The following is a 16,081-nucleotide window of genomic DNA, read 5'->3' as shown; positions in this document are numbered from 1 at the left end:
GCTGTAGCGGAAGGGCTTGCTGGTGAGCGCGCCCACGGGGCAGATGTCGATCATGTTGCCCGAGAGCTCGGAGTCGACCGACTGGCCCACAAAGGTCTCGATCTCGGCGTGCTCGCCGCGGTGGCTCATGCCGAGCTCCATGACGCCCGCGATCTCCTGGCCGAAGCGCACGCAGCGCGTGCAGTGGATGCAGCGGCTCATCTCCTCCATGGAGATCAGCGGCCCCACGTTCTTGTGGAAGACCACGCGCTTTTCTTCCTGGTAGCGCGAGCCGGAGCCGCCGTAGCCCACGGCCAGGTCCTGCAGCTGGCATTCGCCGCCCTGGTCGCAGATGGGGCAGTCGAGCGGGTGGTTGATGAGCAGGAACTCCATCACCGACTTCTGGGCCTTGACGGCCTTGTCGCTCTGGGTGCGCACGATCATGCCCTGCGTGACGGGCGTGGCGCAGGCCGGCATGGCCTTGGGCGCTTTCTCCACGTCGACCAGGCACATGCGGCAGTTGGCCGCAATGGACAGCTTCTTGTGGTAGCAGAAGTGGGGGATGTAGGTGCCCGCCTTCTCGGCCGCATGCATGACCATGCTGCCCGGAGGCACTTCGACCTTCTTGCCGTCGAGTTCGATTTCAACCATGGGGATGTCCGTGTTCCTCGTGCTCTCAGGCCGTGGCCGCCTTGTTGCCCGTTTCGGCCTGCGCGGCGTTGATCTTGGCCTCGAACTCGTGGCGGAAGTGCTTGATCATGGCGCGCACCGGCATGGCCGCCGCGTCGCCGAGCGCGCAGATGGTGCGGCCCATGATGTTCTCGGCCACGTTGTCGAGCAGGGCCATGTCCTCGGGCCGGCCCAGGCCGCGGTCAATGCGGTCGACCATGCGCCAGAGCCAGCCGGTGCCTTCGCGGCAGGGCGTGCACTGGCCGCAGCTCTCGTGCATGTAGAAGTACGACAGGCGCTTGAGCGACTCGACCATGTCGCGCGAGTCGTCCATCACGATGACGGCGCCCGAGCCCAGCATGGAGCCGGCCTTGGCGATGGAGTCGTAGTCCATCGTGCACTCCATCATGATGTGCGCCGGCAGCACCGGGGCCGAGGAGCCGCCGGGGATCACGGCCTTGAGCGTGCGGCCCTTGCGCACGCCGCCGGCGAGTTCGAGCAGCTTGCTGAAGGGCGTGCCCAGCGGGATCTCGAAGTTGCCGGGCATCTCGACGTCGCCGCTGACCGAGAAGATCTTGGTGCCGCCGTTGTTGGGTTTGCCGATTTCCAGATAGGCCTGGCCACCGTTGCGGATGATCCAGGGCACCGCGGCGAAGGTCTCGGTGTTGTTGATGGTGGTGGGCTTGCCGTAGAGGCCGAAGCTGGCCGGGAACGGCGGCTTGAAGCGCGGCTGGCCCTTCTTGCCTTCCAGCGATTCGAGCAGCGCGGTTTCCTCGCCGCAGATGTAGGCGCCGAAGCCGTGGTGGCCGTGCAGCTGGAAGCTGAAGTCCGAGCCGAGGATGTTGTCGCCCAGCAGGCCGGCCGCCCTCGCCTCTTCCAGCGCGGCCTCGAAGCGCTCGTACACCTCGAAGATCTCGCCGTGGATGTAGTTGTAGCCCACGCTGATGCCCATGGCGTACGCCGCGATCGCCATGCCTTCGATGACGATGTGCGGGTTGTACATGAGGATGTCGCGGTCCTTGCAGGTGCCCGGCTCGCCTTCGTCGGAGTTACAGACCAGGTACTTCTGCCCCGGGAACTGGCGCGGCATGAAGCTCCACTTGAGGCCGCTGGGGAAACCGGCGCCCCCGCGGCCGCGCAGGGCCGATTCCTTGACGGTGGCGATCACCTGGTCGGGCGTGAGGCCTTCGCCGCCGTCCTTGCCCAGGATCTTGCGCAGGGCCTGGTAGCCGCCGCGCGCCTCGTAGTCCTTGAGGGACCAGTTCTTGCCGTCCAGGTCCGCGTAGATCTGCGGGCTGATGTGGCGGCCATGGAAGCAGGTCTGCACGCCGGTGGCGGCGAACTGACCGATGATCTGTTGGGCGTTCATCAGGGCTGGCCCTCCGCGGCGCGCAGGCCATCGACGAGCTGGTCGAGCTTGTCGTGGCTCATGAAGCTGCACATGTGGCGGTCGTTCACCAGCATCACGGGTGCGTCGGCGCAGGCGCCCAGGCACTCGCTCTGCTGCAGCGTGAACAGGCCGTCGGGCGTGGTCTCGCCCATTTCGATGCCCAGCTTCTTCTCGAGGTGGTGCAGCGCCTTCTGGCCATCGCGCAGCTGGCACGGCAGGTTGGTGCAGACGTTGAGCTTGAACTTGCCCACCGGCCGCTGGTTGTACATGTTGTAGAAGGTCGTGACCTCGTGCACCGCGATCGGCTCGACGCCGATGTAAGCGGCCAACGCGGCCTCTGCCTCGGTGCTGACCCAGCCCTGCTCCTGCTGGATGATGGACAGGCAGGCCATGACGGCCGAAATGCGCTGCTCGGCCGGGTACTTGGCGACCTCGCGGTCGAAGCGCGCGATGGTCGCGGCGGAGAATTGCACGGGGGTGCTCATCGGTCGATCTCCCCGAAAACGATGTCCATGGTGCCGATGATGGCGACCGCGTCGGCCAGCATGTGGCCACGCGCCATCTCGTCGAGCGTGGCGAGGTGCGCGAAACCGGGCGCGCGGATCTTCAGCCGGTAGGGTTTGTTGGCGCCGTCGCTCACGAGGTAGATGCCGAACTCGCCCTTGGGGTGCTCGACGGCGGCGTAGGCCTCGCCCTCGGGCACGTGGAAACCTTCGGTGAAGAGCTTGAAGTGGTGGATCAGCTCTTCCATGTTGGCCTTCATGGCCTCGCGCGCGGGCGGCGCCACCTTGTGGTTGTCGGTGATCACCGGGCCCGGGTTGGCGCGCAGCCAGGCCACGCACTGCTGGATGATGCGGTTGGACTGCTTCATCTCCTCCATGCGGACGAGGTAGCGGTCATAGGTGTCGCCGGTCTTGCCGACCGGGATGTCGAAGTCCAGGCGGTCGTACACCTCGTAGGGCTGCTTCTTGCGCAGGTCCCAGGCGATGCCAGAGCCGCGCAGCATGGGGCCGGTCATGCCCAGGTTGAGCGCGCGCTCGGGCGGCACCACGCCAATGCCCACGGTGCGCTGCTTCCAGATGCGGTTGTCGGTGAGCAGCGTGTGGTACTCGTCGAGGTAGACCGGGAAGCGCCGGGTGAAGTCGTCGATGAAGTCGAGCAGCGAGCCTTGGCGGTTCTTGTTCAGCTCGTCCACGCCGCGCTGGTTGCGCACCTTGCTCGCCTGGTACTGCGGCATGCTGTCGGGCAGGTCGCGGTAGACGCCGCCGGGACGGAAGTAGGCCGCGTGCATGCGCGCGCCCGACACCGCCTCGTACATGTCGAACAGGTCCTCGCGCTCGCGGAAGGCGTAGATGAGGATGGTGGAACTGCCGCAGTCGTTGCCGTGCGAGCCCAGCCACATCAGGTGATTGAGCAGGCGGGTGATCTCGCTGAACATCACGCGGATGTATTGCGCGCGGATCGGCACCTCGATGCCCAGCAGCTTCTCGATGGCCAGGCAGTAAGCGTGCTCGTTGCACATCATGGACACGTAGTCGAGACGGTCCATGTAGGGCAGCGACTGGATGAAGGTCTTGTGTTCGGCCAGCTTCTCGGTCGCACGGTGCAGCAGCCCGATGTGCGGGTCGGCGCGCTGCACGACCTCGCCGTCGAGCTCCAGCACCAGGCGCAGCACGCCGTGCGCGGCCGGGTGCTGCGGGCCGAAGTTCAGGGTGTAGTTCTTGATCTCTGCCATGTCGGTTCGTCCTGCGCCTTCAGTGCAGGCCGCCGTAGTTGTCCTCGCGGATCACGCGCGGCGTGATTTCGCGGGGTTCGATGGTCACCGGCTCATAGATGACGCGCTGGCGCTCGGCGTCGTAGCGCATCTCGACGTGGCCCGAGAGCGGGAAGTCCTTGCGGAACGGGTGGCCGATGAAGCCGTAGTCGGTGAGGATGCGGCGCAGGTCGTCGTGGCCATCGAAGACGATGCCGTAGAGGTCGAAGGCCTCGCGCTCGTACCAGTTGGCGCTGTTCCACAGGCCGTTGACCGAGGGCAGCACGGGGAAGTCATCGTCGGCGCAGAACGCGCGTACGCGCACGCGCTGGTTCAGGCTTACCGACAGCAGGTGAGAGACGGCCGCGAAGCGCGGACCTTCCCAGCGGCCGTCGCCGTAGGTGGAGTAGTCCATGCCGCAGAGGTCGATGAGCTGCTCGAAGCGGGCCTGGGGCGCGTCGCGCAAGGTCTGCATGACCTCGAGGTAGGCGGTGGCGTCGACCGTGACCGTGACCTCGCCGCGTTCCAGGTCGACCGCGCGCGCGCGGCCAGCGAGCAGTTCCTGGAGGCTGGCCTGCAGGGTCTCGGGCGCGACCAGGTGGTGGTTGGATGCGTCGCTCATGTCGTGGGGCTCGGTGGTGTTCTGTGACTCAGGCGCGGGCAATGGTCTGCGTGCGCCGGATCTTCTGCTGCAGCTGGATGATTCCGTACAGCAGCGCCTCGGCGGTGGGCGGGCAGCCGGGCACGTAGACGTCGACCGGCACGATGCGGTCGCAGCCGCGCACGACCGAGTAGCTGTAGTGGTAGTAGCCGCCGCCGTTGGCGCAGGAGCCCATGGACAGCACCCAGCGCGGCTCGGCCATCTGGTCGTAGACCTTGCGAAGCGCCGGCGCCATCTTGTTGCACAGCGTGCCGGCCACGATCATGAGGTCGGACTGGCGCGGGCTGGCGCGAAAGACCTCGGAGCCGAAGCGCCCGATGTCGTAGCGCGCGGCGGCCGCATGCATCATCTCCACCGCGCAGCAGGCCAGACCAAAGGTCATGGGCCACAGCGAACCGGTTTTGGCCCAGTTCACCACCGCGTCGTAGCTGGTGGTGACGAAGCCTTCCTTGAAGACACCTTCAATCATGTGCTGCTCCGAAGCGCCCGCGCAGCGGGGGTGAACTCACTCCCAGTCCAGGGCGCCCTTTTTCCATTCGTAGGCGAAACCCACCGTGAGGATGGCCAGGAACACCACGCCGGCGACGAAGCCCGTCATGCCGATGTCGGAGAAGGCCACGGCCCAGGGGATGAGGAACGCGATTTCGAGGTCGAACAAGATGAAGAGGATGGCCACCAGGTAGTAGCGCACATCGAACTTCATCCGCGCGTCTTCGAAGGCCTCGAAGCCGCATTCGTAAGGGGAGTTCTTCTCGGCGTCCGGCAGGTTCGGGCCGAGGATGAAGCCGAGGACCTGGGGAATGATCCCGACCGCGATGCCCACGACGATGAACAGAAGCACGGGCAGGTACTGGTCAAGGCTCATGGTGGGGCGGTTCCGTGGACAGGGCCTGCTGGCCCTGCCTTCAACGATCTGGTGCCGACGGCGAGACTCGAACTCGCACAGCTTTCGCCACTACCCCCTCAAGATAGCGTGTCTACCAATTTCACCACGTCGGCTTGGGTCTGCGTTGTCGTGCTCATGAGGGACACTGAGCACTGCGGACAACTCATAGAGTTTACCCTGAATCGCCTCCCCAATCTGGGGAGCGGCCCATCCTTTTTTCATGGGCGTCCCCGAGGCGTCAGGCCCCGCGGTCGGCGGGGTTTCGCATCACTGCGCGGGAATCTGGCCCGCGCCCGTGGGCGCGGGTGCGGTGGCGGGCGCCGGGGCATTGCCCGGGGCTGCAGGCGCGGTGGGCGCAGAGGCGCCACCCGGGATCTGCTGCACCGGGCTCGCGGGCGCGGCGGGCGCGTTTTCGAGCACGCTGCCCGAGCTTGCCGGCGCGGCGCGCAGGTTGCCGAAATAGGCCAGGCCGAGCGTGCAGGCCAGGAACACGCCCGCCAGCACGGCCGTGGTGCGCGACAGGAAGTTCGCGCCGCCCGAGGCGCCGAACAGGCTGGCCGAGCCCGCGCCGCCGCCGCCGAAGGCGGCGCCCGCGTCGGCGCCTTTGCCGTGCTGCATGAGGATCAGGCCGATCATGCCGAGCGCAGCGAGGATCTGCACCACGAGCAGGAGGGTCAACAGGACGTTCATCAGGTTCTCCGTAAGGGTCGATCGGCGCCTTCGCGGCGCCATCGGTTCGATGCTGTGTTCAGTGGGCGGCGGCAATGATCTGCAAAAAATCGGGTGCCTTGAGCGAGGCCCCGCCGATCAGCCCGCCATCGATGTCGGCCTGGGCCAGCAGGCTGGCGGCGTTGGCGGCGTTCATGCTGCCGCCGTAGAGGATGCGCACACGCTCCGCTTGGCCCGTCGCCGCGGCGAGCTGGGCGCGCAGCACGGCGTGCACCTGCTGGGCCTGCTCAGGCGTGGCCGTCTGGCCTGTGCCGATGGCCCACACGGGCTCGTAGGCCACCACGATTTCGCTGGTGCAGTGCGCCACGGCGTGGATCACAGCGGCCAGCTGGCGCTTGACCACGGCCTCGGTCTGCTCGGCCTCGCGCTCCACCAGGGTCTCGCCCACGCACACGATGGGCGTGAGGCCCGCGGCCAGCGCGCGCTGCGCCTTGGCGGCGACGGTGGCGTCGGTCTCGCCGTGGTACTGCCGGCGCTCGGAATGGCCCACGATGGCGTAGCGGCAGCCGAAGTCCTTGAGCATGGCGGCCGACACCTCGCCGGTGTAGGCGCCCTGCTCGTGCGCGGACAGGTCCTGCGCGCCCCAGCCGATCGGGCCGCCGGCCAGCAGGCCCTGCAGCTGCGCGAGATAGGGCGCGGGCGCGCAGACGGCCACGTCGGCCGAGGGCTGGCCGAGACCGGCCAGCAGCGCGCGCAGCAGCGCCTCGTTGGCGGCCAGGCCGCCGTTCATTTTCCAGTTGCCGGCGATGAGCTTTTTCTTCGTCATGACATCAGGCCCACTTCAGCACGAGTTTGCCGACGTGGCGGTTCGATTCCATGAGGGTGTGCGCCTCGGCCGCCTGAGCGGGGGCGAACACCTGGTGGATGACAGGCTTGATCGCGCCCGATTCGAGCAGCGGCCAGACGTGTTCCCTGAGCGAGCGCGCGATGGCGGCCTTGAAGGCCACCGGGCGCGGGCGCAGCGTGGAGCCCGTGACGGTGAGGCGGCGGCGCAGCACCAGGCCAGCGTTGAACTCGGCCTTGACGCCGCCCTGCACCGCGATGATGACCAGGCGGCCGTCCTCGGCCAGGCAATCGATCTCGCGCGCGACGTAGCCGCCCGCGACCATGTCGAGGATCACATCGACGCCGCGGCCGCCGGTGACGTCGGCCACCGCGGCGACGAAGTCCTGCGCGCGGTAGTTGATGGCGTGGTCGGCGCCGAGCGCCTTGCAGGCCGCGCACTTCTGATCGCTGCCGGAGGTGGCGATCACGGTCGCGCCGCGCGCCTTGGCCATCTGGATGGCGGTGACGCCGATGCCGCTGGTGCCGCCCTGCACCAGCAGGGTTTCACCGGACTGCAGACGGCCGCGGTCGAAGACGTTGCTCCAGACGGTGAAGAAGGTTTCGGGCAGCGAAGCGGCGGCGACCTCGTCCAGGCCACGCGGCACCGGCAGGCACTGGCCGACCGGCGCCACGCACCACTCGGCGTAGCCGCCGCCGGCCACCAGCGCACAGACCCGGTCGCCGAGCTGGAGGCCGGCCTCGGCCAGCGCCGCGGCGTCACCCGACTCGATGGTGCCGGCCACCTCCAGTCCGGGGATGTCGGACGCGCCGGGCGGCACCGGGTAGTTGCCGGTGCGCTGCAGCACGTCGGGGCGGTTCACGCCCGAGGCCGCGACGCGGATCAGCAACTCGCCGGCGCCCGCGACGGGGCGCGGGCGCTCGGCCAGGCGCAGCACCTCGGGCGCGCCAAAGCCGTTGATCTCGACCGCTTGCATGCTCGACATCGCGCGCGGGTTACTGCTGCTGTTGCTGTTGCTGCGCGGCCTCGTCGGCCGACGCCGCGGGGCGCTGGTCGCGGTGCTCACGCGGTTCGCGTGGCTCACGGTGCTCGCGCGGCTCGCGATCGCCACCGCCGCTGCGCTCCAGCAGCGCCTTCATCGACAGCTTGACGCGGCCCTTCTCGTCGGTCTCCAGCACCTTGACCTTGACGATCTGGCCTTCCTGCAGGTAGTCGCTGACCTTCTCCACGCGTTCGTGGGCGATCTGGCTGATGTGCAGCAGGCCGTCCTTGCCGGGCAGCAGGTTGACCAGGGCGCCGAAGTCCAGGATCTTGGTGACCGGGCCTTCGTAGACCTTGCCCACTTCCACCTCGGCCGTGATCTCGGCAATGCGGCGCTTGGCTTCCTCGGCGCGCGCGCCGTCGGTGGAGGCGATGGTGATGGTGCCGTCTTCGCCGATGTCGATCTGCGTGCCGGTCTCTTCGGTCAGTGCGCGGATGGTGGCGCCGCCCTTGCCGATCACGTCTCGGATCTTCTCGGGGTTGATCTTCATGGTGTAGAGGCGCGGCGCGAAATCGCTGATCTCGGTCTTGGCCTCGCCCATGGCGGCCTGCATCTTGCCCAGGATGTGCATGCGCGCCTCTTTGGCCTGGGCCAGCGCGACCTGCATGATTTCCTTGGTGATGCCCTGGATCTTGATGTCCATCTGCAGGGCGGTGATGCCGTTGGTTGTGCCGGCCACCTTGAAGTCCATGTCGCCGAGGTGGTCCTCGTCGCCCAGGATGTCGGTCAGCACGGCGAAGCGGTTGCCGTCCTTGATCAGGCCCATGGCGATGCCGGCCACGTGCGCCTTCATGGGCACGCCGGCGTCCATCAGCGCCAGGCAGCCGCCGCACACCGAGGCCATGGAAGACGAGCCGTTGGACTCGGTGATCTCGGACACCACGCGGATGGTGTAGGGGAAGTCTTCCTTGGTGGGCAGGCAGGCCACCAGGGCGCGCTTGGCCAGGCGGCCGTGGCCGATCTCGCGGCGCTTGGGGCTGCCCACGCGGCCGGTTTCGCCGGTGGCGAAGGGCGGCATGTTGTAGTGCAGCATGAAGCGGTCTTCGAACTCGCCAGCCAGCGCGTCGATCTTCTGGGCGTCGCGGTCGGTGCCCAGGGTGGCGACCACCAGGGCCTGCGTCTCGCCGCGCGTGAACAGCGCCGAGCCGTGGGTGCGCGGCAGCACACCATTGCGGATCTCGATGGGGCGCACGGTGCGGGTGTCGCGGCCGTCGATGCGGGGCTCGCCGGCCAGGATCTGGCCGCGCACGATGCCGGCCTCGATGTCGAACAGCAGGCCCTCGACCTTGACGCTGTCGAATTCGACGCCGGCGGCCTTCAGGCCGCTCATGACGGCGGCGTAGGCCTCGCGGCAGGCCTGGGTGCGGGCCTGCTTGTTGCGGATCTGGTAGGCCGCGCGCAGCTTGTCGCCGCCGAGTTCGTTCACCTGGGCGATCAACGCCTCGTCGCGCGCCGGGGCCTGCCACTGCCACTCGGGCTTGCCGGCCTCGCGCACCAGTTCGTTGATGGCGTCGATGGCGATGTTGGCCTGCTCATGGCCGAACACCACGCCGCCCAGCATGATTTCTTCGGACAGCTGCAGGGCCTCGGACTCGACCATCAGCACCGCGGCCTGCGTACCGGCGACCACCAGGTCCATCTGCGAGTTCTGGCGCTCGGTCTGGCCCGGGTTGAGCACGTAGGCGCCGTTGACATAGCCCACGCGCGCGGCGCCGATGGGGCCGTTGAACGGGATGCCCGAAACCGACAGCGCGGCCGAGGTCGCGATCATCGCGGCGATGTCGGCGTCCACCTCGGGGTTGAGCGACAGCGTGTGGATGACCACCTGCACTTCGTTGAAGAAGCCCTCGGGGAACAGCGGGCGGATCGGGCGGTCGATCAGGCGGCTGGTCAGCGTTTCCAGCTCGCTCGGGCGGCCTTCGCGCTTGAAGAAGCTGCCGGGGATCTTGCCGGCGGCGTAGGTCTTCTCGATGTAGTCGACGGTCAGGGGGAAGAAGTCCTGGCCGGCCTTGGCCTCGCTCTTGGCGACCACGGTGGCCAGCACGACGGTGCCGTCCATGTCGAGCAGCACGGCGCCGCTGGCCTGGCGGGCGATCTCGCCCGTTTCCATGGTGACCGTGTGTTGGCCCCACTGGAAGGTCTTGGTGACTTTGTTGAACATGCTCATGGCGTATCTCCGTTGGCGTCCCGTTCATCGGGACTGCGTGGCGTGCAATGCCTTGCACGAACCCGGAGAACGCACCCGCCAGACGATGCCATTCCAGAGGGACTGCGCTGGCCGCAGCCCCGTTGGAATGACACAGCTTCGCTCGGTGTGTGAACTCCGGAGGGATGGAGCGGGGGCGCCAAACGCAAAAAGCCCGAGCCAGCGAACCAACTCAGGCTTTTCGATCGGGCACACCCGGCTCGGTTTACTTGCGCAGGCCCAGTTTCTGGATCAGGGCCAGGTAACGGTCGGCGTCCTTGGACTTGAGGTAGTCCAGCAGCTTGCGGCGACGGCTCACCATGCGCAACAGGCCGCGGCGGCCATGGTGGTCCTTGGCGTGCGTCTTGAAGTGCGGGGTGAGTTCGTTGATGCGGGCCGTCAGGATGGCGACCTGGACCTCGGGGCTGCCGGTGTCGTTGGCGGAACGGGCGTTGTCGGCGATGACGCCGGCCTTGACTTGCTGATCGATCATGTGAAGCTTTCCTGTTGACTTGCGTCCCGCTGCAGCGCGGGCCACCCGAAGGGATGGCCTGCCGCGACGGGCGTGAAGCCGCTCCAGCTGGAACGGCAACCGCGCATTCTAGCCGAATCGGCGCGCTGGCGGCCTAGCGGCGGGGCCGGTTGTCCGCCAGCCAGCCGTGCAGGCGCCGCACGCCCTCCTCCAGCCGCGACACGTCCCGGCTGGCGAAACACCAGCGCAGCCAGCCGGCCGCCTCCGGGGCGAAGGCGCTGCCCGGCGCCAGGCCCAGGCCGGCCTCGCGCACCAGGCGCTTGGCCACGTCCAGGCAGTCGGCCTGTCCAGGCAGGCGGAAGAAAGCGTACATGCCGGCGCGCGGCGTGGCCAGCTCCACCCCGGGCAGGGCCTGCAGCAGGGGCACCAGCGTGTCGCGGCAGCGGCGCAGGTGGGCCACCAGGGCGGGCGTCACGGCGTCGCCGTGGGCGATGGCGGCCACCGCCCCGCGCTGCACGAACACCGGCGCGCAGGAGGTGTTGAACTCGATCAGCTTGCCCACCGCTTCGGTCAGCGCGGGCGGCAGCACCAGCCAGCCCAGGCGCCAGCCGGTCATCAGGAAGCTCTTGGAGAAGCTGTGGGCGACGATGAGGCGGTCGTCGGGATCGGCCACGTCCAGGAAGCTGGGCGCCGCGCCATTGGCGGTATCGGTCTCGAAATAGAGCCGCTCGTAAACCTCGTCGGCCACGATCCAGGTGCCGGTGGCGCGGCAGTGGGCCAGGATCTGGCGCTGCTGCTCGGCCGTGAGCGCGAAACCGGTGGGGTTGGCCGGGGCGTTGACGATGAGCACGCGCGTGGCCGGGGTGACGGCCTGTCGCAGGGCGTCGAGGTCCAGCGTCCAGGCGCCGCCGCGCGGCACCAGCGGCAGCGCCTTCACGCGCGCGCCCAGGATGAGCGGCTGGGCCACCAGGTTGGGCCAGGCCGGCGTGACCACCGCCACCTCGTCGCCCGCGTCGACCAGGGTCTGCGCCGCCAGCATGAGACCGTTGACGCCGCCCGAGGTGACGGCGATGCGCCCGAACCAGTGGGCCGCGCCGCGGCCGGGGTGCAGGCGCTCGGTGTAGCCGGCGATGGCCTCGCGCAGCTCGGGCAGGCCCAGGTTGTGCGCGTAGAAGGTTTCGCCGGCCTGCAGCGAGGCGATCGCGGCCTGCCGGATGGGCTCGGGCGTGACCTCGTCGCTCTCGCCGAACCAGAACTTGAGCACGCCCTCGCGGCCGATGCCTTCGTTCGCCACCTCCCGAATGCGCGAACCCTCCAGGCCCGCCACCACGTCACGCATCAAGACACTCCAAAAAGAAACCCGCCAGCGACAGCGCCGTCCAGGGGTGCCGCGGAACCGGCTTTGCCGGGCCGCAGGCACCGCCTCCTTAAGGGGTCGCGCGCGGCGCGGCGGGGGTACAGCTCAAGGACGGGTCATCGTACAGCTGTGCGGCATCTCGGCCTGCTGCGGGCTCAGGCTTCGGATCACGCGAAAACCGTAGCCCGATCCCTCGACGTCGAACTTCACACCAGGCGTGCCCTGGCGGTCCATCACGGCCACGGCCAGGCTCTGCTGGAACTGGTGGTCGGCGCCGCGCATGCGCGCGCGCTGGCCGGCCAGGGTGACGTCGGCCTTCTCCAGTTCGGCGGCGATGGCCCCCGCCTCCACCCGACCCGCGCGCTCGATGGCCTGCGCCAGCGCCTCGACCATGAGCTGCATGCGCATGTGCACGTAGTCGTCCTCGGGCTTGGGAAAGCGCTCGCGAAAGGCCTGGTAGAAGGCCTCGCTCTCGGGCGTGGGCACGTTGGGGAACCAGTCGGCCACGGCCACCACCTGGCCGATGCCGGCGTCGCCGAGCGCCGCCGGCGCGCCCAGGGCGTTGCCGTAGAAGGTGTAGAAGCGGCCCTCGAAGCCCACCTCGCGCGCGGCCTTCACCAGCAGCGTGAGGTCGTTGCCCCAGTTGCCCGTGAGCACGGCCTGCGCGCCGCTGGCTTTGATCTTGGTGGCGTAGGGCAGGAAGTCCTTGATGCGCGCCATGGGGTGCAGCTCGTCGCCGACGATCTTCACGTCCGGCCGCTGGGCGCCGAGCTGGCGGCGCGCCTCGCGCAGCACGCCCTGGCCAAAGCTGTAGTCCTGGCCGATGAGGTAGATGCGCTGCAGCGCCTTGTCCTCGCGCAGCACGCTCATGAGCGCGGCCAGGCGCATGTCGGCGTGGGCGTCGAAGCGGAAGTGCCAGTAGCTGCACTTCTCGTTGGTGAGCGCCGGGTCCACCGCCGAGTAGTTGAGGAAGAGCTGGCGGCGCGCCGGATAACGCTCGTTGTGCTTGTTGATGGCCTCGATCAGGGCGCTGGCCGCCGCCGACGAGTTGCCCTGGGTGACGATGGCGATGCCCCGGTCGTTGGCCAGGCGCAGGGAAGACAGGGCCTCTTCCGCCTGGTTCTTGCTGTCGAAGCGCTCGATGGCCAGCGGCCGCGCGCCGCCGGGCAGCCTGACGCCGCCGCGCGCGTTGACCCGCTCGGTGGCCCACAGCAGGTTGCGGAACACGGCCTCGCCGGTGTTGGCGAAGGGGCCCGAGAGGCCTTCGATCATGGCGATGCGGATGGGCTCGCCGCGCGCGGCGGGGGCCTGGGCCCAGCCGGACGGGATGGCGCTCAGGCCAAGGACGGCGGCGGCCAGGGTGGCCAGCCGGCGGCGGGAAATCAGGGTCATTCGGAACTCCGTGGTGTCAACGCCGGGCCCGCGAAGGGCCCGCTCTTGTCGCCTGCGCGACAGGACGGGTACTCTAATTCATAATTATTGGAACCCGCCGCCGCCGGTCAGGCGACCAAGGCCCGCTCAGGCGGCGGGCGCCAGCTCGGCCAGTGGCCAGCGCGGGGCCACGTCGAAGCGCCCGGCCGGGGCGTCGATGGCCAGCAGGCCGGCCTGGGCGCGCAGCCCGGCGGCCAGGGCGATCATGGCGCCGTTGTCCGTGCACAGCGCCAGTTCCGGGTAGTGCACCCGCAGGCCGCGCCGCGCGGCGGCCCCATCGAGCTCGGCGCGCAAGCGGGTGTTGGCGCCCACGCCGCCGGCCACCACCAGGCGGCGCAGACCGGTGGCGTTCAGCGCCGCCAGCGACTTCTTCACCAGCACCTCCACGATGGCGGCCTGCGCGCCGGCCGCCACGTCGGCCTTCTCCTGCTCGCTCAGTGGGTCGGCCAGGTGGCTGGTGGCCGGGCCCTCGGGCGCGGCGCGCGCCAGGCGCTTCACCTGGGTCAGCACCGCCGTCTTGAGGCCGGCGAAGGAAAAGTCCAGGTCGCCGCTGTGCAGCAGCGGGCGGGGGAACTTGTAGGCGGCGGCGTCGCCCCGCTCGGCCAGGCGCGCCAGCGCCGGCCCGCCCGGGTAGCCCAGGCCCAGCAGCTTGGCCGACTTGTCGAAGGCCTCGCCGGCCGCGTCGTCGATGGTTTCGCCCAGCAGCGCGTAGCGCCCCACCCCGTCCACCCGCATGAGCTGCGTGTGCCCGCCCGAGACCAGCAGGGCCACGAACGGGAAGTCGGGCGGATCCGCGCTCAGGAAGGGCGACAGCAGGTGCCCTTCCAGGTGGTGGATGCCATGCACCGGCCGGCCCAGCGCCACGCCCAGCGCGTGCGCCACGCCCGTGCCCACCAGCAGCGCGCCGGCCAGGCCGGGGCCGCGCGTGCAGGCGATGGCGTCGACGTCGGACAGCGCCAGCCCGGCCTGGGCCAGCACCGCGTCGGTCAGCGGCAGCACGCGGCGGATGTGGTCGCGGCTGGCCAACTCGGGCACCACGCCGCCATAGGCCTGGTGCATCTCGATCTGGCTGTGCAGCGCGTGGCCCAGCAGGCGCGGCACGCCCTGCCCGCTGGCGTCCACCAGGGCCACGCCGGTTTCGTCGCAAGAGGATTCGATGCCGAGGATTCGCATGAGGGGCGGGAGTTTAAGGGCGGCACGCTTGTTGCTCCCCATCGGGGAGATGTGCCGTCGCAAGGGTGAACGATGAAAACGGGCCTGGACTTCCTGTTGGCCGCCAAGCGCTGCGAGATCGATGGCCTGCAGCGCCTGGCCTTCACCGCCACCCTGGTGGACGTGAGCGCGCGCCTGGTGCACCAGCTGCAGCGCGAGCGCGGGCTCACCAATCTGTACCTGGGCTCCATGGGCCAGCGCTTCGCCGAGGCGCGCGCGGCGCAGATCGGCGCCTCGCGCCAGGTGGAGGCCGAGTGGCGCGCCCAGTTCGAGCGCGTGGACACCGGCACCGCCCAGGCCGGCCACGGCGCGCGACTGTTCAGCCGCATCGCCTACGTGCTGCAGGGCCTGGACGGCCTGGACGCGCTGCGGGGCCAGCTCGATGCCCAGGCCTGGGACACCGACCGCGCCACCGAGGCCTATGCCCGGCTGGTTGCCGCTCTGCTTGCCGTGGTGTTCGAGGCCGCCGACAGCGCCACCGACCCCGAGGTCTCGCGCCGCCTGGTGGCGCTGTTCAACTTCATCCAGGGCAAGGAGTTCGCGGGCCAGGAGCGCGCCGTCGGCGCCGCCCTGTTCGCGCGCGGCCAGTCCGACAGCGCCGGGCAGCAGCGCCTGCTGCACCTGATCGAATCGCAGGAGCGCTGCCTGGAGCTGTTCGACAGCGTCGCCCCACCCACCGCGCGCGCGCTGTGGACGGCGCCGCACACCAGCGCCCCCCTGGCCGAGCTGGAGCGCCTGCGCCGCGTGCTCTACACCGCCCCGCATGGGGCCGCGCTGCGGCCGGAACTCAGCCAGGCCTGGTTCGACGTCTGCAGCGCGCGCATGGACGCCATGAAGCTGGTGGAAGACCGCCTCACCGCCGACCTGCGCGCCCTGTGCGGCGAGAAGATCGCCCAGGCCCAGGCCGAACTGGCCAGCTTCGGCGCGCTCAGCGCCCAGGCCGCGGCCGACCCCCTGGTCTTCTACCTGGCGCCGGCCGATCCGAACGGCCCCGCCGCGCCAGGCGCCGCCCAGGGCTTCTCCCTGCCGCTGGACCGCTCGGTGCTGGAACTGGTGCACGACCAGGCGCGCCGCCTGCAGGCCATGGGCGACGAGCTGGAGGCCGTGCGCGCCAGCCTGAACGAGCGCCGCCTCATCGAGCGCGCCAAGGGGCTGCTGATGGCGCACCGCCAGCTGAGTGAGGCCGAGGCCCACAAGACCCTGCGCCAGATGGCCATGAACCAGAACCGGCGCCTCGTGGACGTGGCCGAGGCCCTGCTGTCCATGGCCGAGGTCATCAAGTAACCCCCGCCGCGCGGCGCCTTGGGGATTCACTCGCACTGCTGCGGTGCACAAAAGGCGGCAGGCGCACCAGACCGCGCACTGGCGCGGCGCCTTGGGGCCGAATTCGCGCTCCCGCGCGGGCCAAACGGGCTGGCACGGTCCCTGCTCAATACGCACGCACAGCTCGCGGCCAATGGCGGCCGCGGTCTGGACAGTCTTCCCAGACACGGACAACGGCGTCCATTTCCTTCCCGCGTTTCGCGGGCCT

16 protein-coding genes and 1 tRNA gene are annotated in these 16,081 nt (G+C 69.4%); 1 reads left to right on the top strand and 16 read right to left on the bottom strand.

Annotated elements, in window-relative coordinates; all coding sequences use genetic code 11:
• The 16 genes from BGO22_RS07400 to tsaD all read right to left on the bottom strand — a co-directional run.
• Positions 1-630: NADH-quinone oxidoreductase subunit G (locus BGO22_RS07400; RefSeq protein WP_286849825.1), on the bottom strand; the 630-nt coding region annotated here is incomplete at its 3' end.
• Between the two features lie 25 nt (positions 631-655).
• Positions 656-2,017 (bottom strand): NADH-quinone oxidoreductase subunit NuoF, encoded by a 1,362-nt coding sequence (gene nuoF, locus BGO22_RS07395; protein ID WP_070397641.1) that lies wholly within the window; start codon positions 2,015-2,017, stop codon positions 656-658.
• A complete protein-coding gene (gene nuoE, locus BGO22_RS07390; RefSeq protein ID WP_070397640.1) occupies positions 2,017-2,523 on the bottom strand; it encodes an NADH-quinone oxidoreductase subunit NuoE in 507 nt (168 codons plus the stop codon). Before nuoE ends, nuoF begins: the two co-directional genes overlap by 1 nt.
• Entirely contained in the window at positions 2,520-3,773 is a 1,254-nt protein-coding gene (locus tag BGO22_RS07385; RefSeq protein ID WP_070397639.1) for an NADH-quinone oxidoreductase subunit D, read from the bottom strand. The genes nuoE and BGO22_RS07385 overlap by 4 nt, the downstream gene beginning before the upstream one ends.
• A 19-nt stretch (positions 3,774-3,792) precedes the next feature.
• Positions 3,793-4,413, bottom strand: coding sequence for an NADH-quinone oxidoreductase subunit C (locus tag BGO22_RS07380; protein WP_070397778.1), 621 nt, complete (start codon positions 4,411-4,413; stop codon positions 3,793-3,795).
• Positions 4,414-4,441: 28 nt separating this feature from the next.
• The gene (locus BGO22_RS07375; RefSeq protein ID WP_009520160.1) at positions 4,442-4,921 is read right to left on the bottom strand and encodes a NuoB/complex I 20 kDa subunit family protein; all 480 of its coding nucleotides are present in this window, start codon (positions 4,919-4,921) and stop codon (positions 4,442-4,444) included.
• Between the two features lie 36 nt (positions 4,922-4,957).
• Positions 4,958-5,317 carry an NADH-quinone oxidoreductase subunit A gene (locus tag BGO22_RS07370; protein WP_070397638.1) on the bottom strand — a complete coding sequence of 120 codons (360 nt, stop codon included), beginning with the start codon at positions 5,315-5,317 and terminating at the stop codon, positions 4,958-4,960.
• 49 nt (positions 5,318-5,366) lie between these two features.
• Positions 5,367-5,451, bottom strand: a tRNA-Leu gene (locus BGO22_RS07365).
• 154 nt (positions 5,452-5,605) lie between these two features.
• A complete protein-coding gene (secG, locus tag BGO22_RS07360; RefSeq protein WP_070397637.1) occupies positions 5,606-6,028 on the bottom strand; it encodes a preprotein translocase subunit SecG in 423 nt (140 codons plus the stop codon).
• Positions 6,029-6,086: 58 nt separating this feature from the next.
• Complete coding sequence (tpiA, locus tag BGO22_RS07355; RefSeq protein ID WP_070397636.1) at positions 6,087-6,833, bottom strand: triose-phosphate isomerase; 747 nt, start codon at positions 6,831-6,833, stop codon at positions 6,087-6,089.
• A gap of 4 nt (positions 6,834-6,837) precedes the next feature.
• Positions 6,838-7,827, bottom strand: a complete 990-nt coding sequence (locus BGO22_RS07350; protein WP_070397635.1) for an NAD(P)H-quinone oxidoreductase — start codon at positions 7,825-7,827, stop codon at positions 6,838-6,840.
• Positions 7,828-7,846: 19 nt separating this feature from the next.
• Positions 7,847-10,060, bottom strand: coding sequence for a polyribonucleotide nucleotidyltransferase (gene pnp, locus BGO22_RS07345; protein WP_070397634.1), 2,214 nt, complete (start codon positions 10,058-10,060; stop codon positions 7,847-7,849).
• A gap of 244 nt (positions 10,061-10,304) precedes the next feature.
• The gene (gene rpsO / locus BGO22_RS07340; RefSeq protein ID WP_070397633.1) at positions 10,305-10,571 is read right to left on the bottom strand and encodes a 30S ribosomal protein S15; all 267 of its coding nucleotides are present in this window, start codon (positions 10,569-10,571) and stop codon (positions 10,305-10,307) included.
• A gap of 133 nt (positions 10,572-10,704) precedes the next feature.
• The gene (locus BGO22_RS07335) at positions 10,705-11,889 is read right to left on the bottom strand and encodes a pyridoxal phosphate-dependent aminotransferase (RefSeq protein ID WP_070397632.1); all 1,185 of its coding nucleotides are present in this window, start codon (positions 11,887-11,889) and stop codon (positions 10,705-10,707) included.
• A gap of 123 nt (positions 11,890-12,012) precedes the next feature.
• A complete protein-coding gene (locus tag BGO22_RS07330; RefSeq protein WP_139146933.1) occupies positions 12,013-13,299 on the bottom strand; it encodes a branched-chain amino acid ABC transporter substrate-binding protein in 1,287 nt (428 codons plus the stop codon).
• A gap of 126 nt (positions 13,300-13,425) precedes the next feature.
• Complete coding sequence (gene tsaD / locus BGO22_RS07325) at positions 13,426-14,511, bottom strand: tRNA (adenosine(37)-N6)-threonylcarbamoyltransferase complex transferase subunit TsaD (protein WP_070397631.1); 1,086 nt, start codon at positions 14,509-14,511, stop codon at positions 13,426-13,428.
• Between the two features lie 72 nt (positions 14,512-14,583).
• On the opposite strand from tsaD, the gene BGO22_RS07320 reads away from it, so the two are divergent.
• On the top strand, positions 14,584-15,834 hold the full coding sequence (locus BGO22_RS07320; RefSeq protein WP_070397630.1) for a nitrate regulatory protein: 1,251 nt from the start codon (positions 14,584-14,586) through the stop codon (positions 15,832-15,834).
• Positions 15,835-16,081 lie beyond the last annotated feature (247 nt).

It is taken from the genome of Hydrogenophaga sp. 70-12, assembly GCF_001897365.1.
GTDB classification, from domain to species: domain Bacteria; phylum Pseudomonadota; class Gammaproteobacteria; order Burkholderiales; family Burkholderiaceae_C; genus Hydrogenophaga; species Hydrogenophaga borbori.
This window is presented reverse-complemented; position numbering and strand designations above follow the sequence as displayed.

Coding starts and splice junctions, on each gene's coding strand:
- nuoF (WP_070397641.1), bottom strand. CDS start 2,017: ATGAACGCCCAACAGATCATCGGTCAGTTCGCCGCCACCGGCGTGCAG.
- nuoE (WP_070397640.1), bottom strand. CDS start 2,523: ATGAGCACCCCCGTGCAATTCTCCGCCGCGACCATCGCGCGCTTCGAC.
- BGO22_RS07385 (WP_070397639.1), bottom strand. CDS start 3,773: ATGGCAGAGATCAAGAACTACACCCTGAACTTCGGCCCGCAGCACCCG.
- BGO22_RS07380 (WP_070397778.1), bottom strand. CDS start 4,413: ATGAGCGACGCATCCAACCACCACCTGGTCGCGCCCGAGACCCTGCAG.
- BGO22_RS07375 (WP_009520160.1), bottom strand. CDS start 4,921: ATGATTGAAGGTGTCTTCAAGGAAGGCTTCGTCACCACCAGCTACGAC.
- BGO22_RS07370 (WP_070397638.1), bottom strand. CDS start 5,317: ATGAGCCTTGACCAGTACCTGCCCGTGCTTCTGTTCATCGTCGTGGGC.
- secG (WP_070397637.1), bottom strand. CDS start 6,028: ATGAACGTCCTGTTGACCCTCCTGCTCGTGGTGCAGATCCTCGCTGCG.
- tpiA (WP_070397636.1), bottom strand. CDS start 6,833: ATGACGAAGAAAAAGCTCATCGCCGGCAACTGGAAAATGAACGGCGGC.
- BGO22_RS07350 (WP_070397635.1), bottom strand. CDS start 7,827: ATGCAAGCGGTCGAGATCAACGGCTTTGGCGCGCCCGAGGTGCTGCGC.
- pnp (WP_070397634.1), bottom strand. CDS start 10,060: ATGAGCATGTTCAACAAAGTCACCAAGACCTTCCAGTGGGGCCAACAC.
- rpsO (WP_070397633.1), bottom strand. CDS start 10,571: ATGATCGATCAGCAAGTCAAGGCCGGCGTCATCGCCGACAACGCCCGT.
- BGO22_RS07335 (WP_070397632.1), bottom strand. CDS start 11,889: ATGCGTGACGTGGTGGCGGGCCTGGAGGGTTCGCGCATTCGGGAGGTG.
- BGO22_RS07330 (WP_139146933.1), bottom strand. CDS start 13,299: ATGACCCTGATTTCCCGCCGCCGGCTGGCCACCCTGGCCGCCGCCGTC.
- tsaD (WP_070397631.1), bottom strand. CDS start 14,511: ATGCGAATCCTCGGCATCGAATCCTCTTGCGACGAAACCGGCGTGGCC.
- BGO22_RS07320 (WP_070397630.1), top strand. CDS start 14,584: ATGAAAACGGGCCTGGACTTCCTGTTGGCCGCCAAGCGCTGCGAGATC.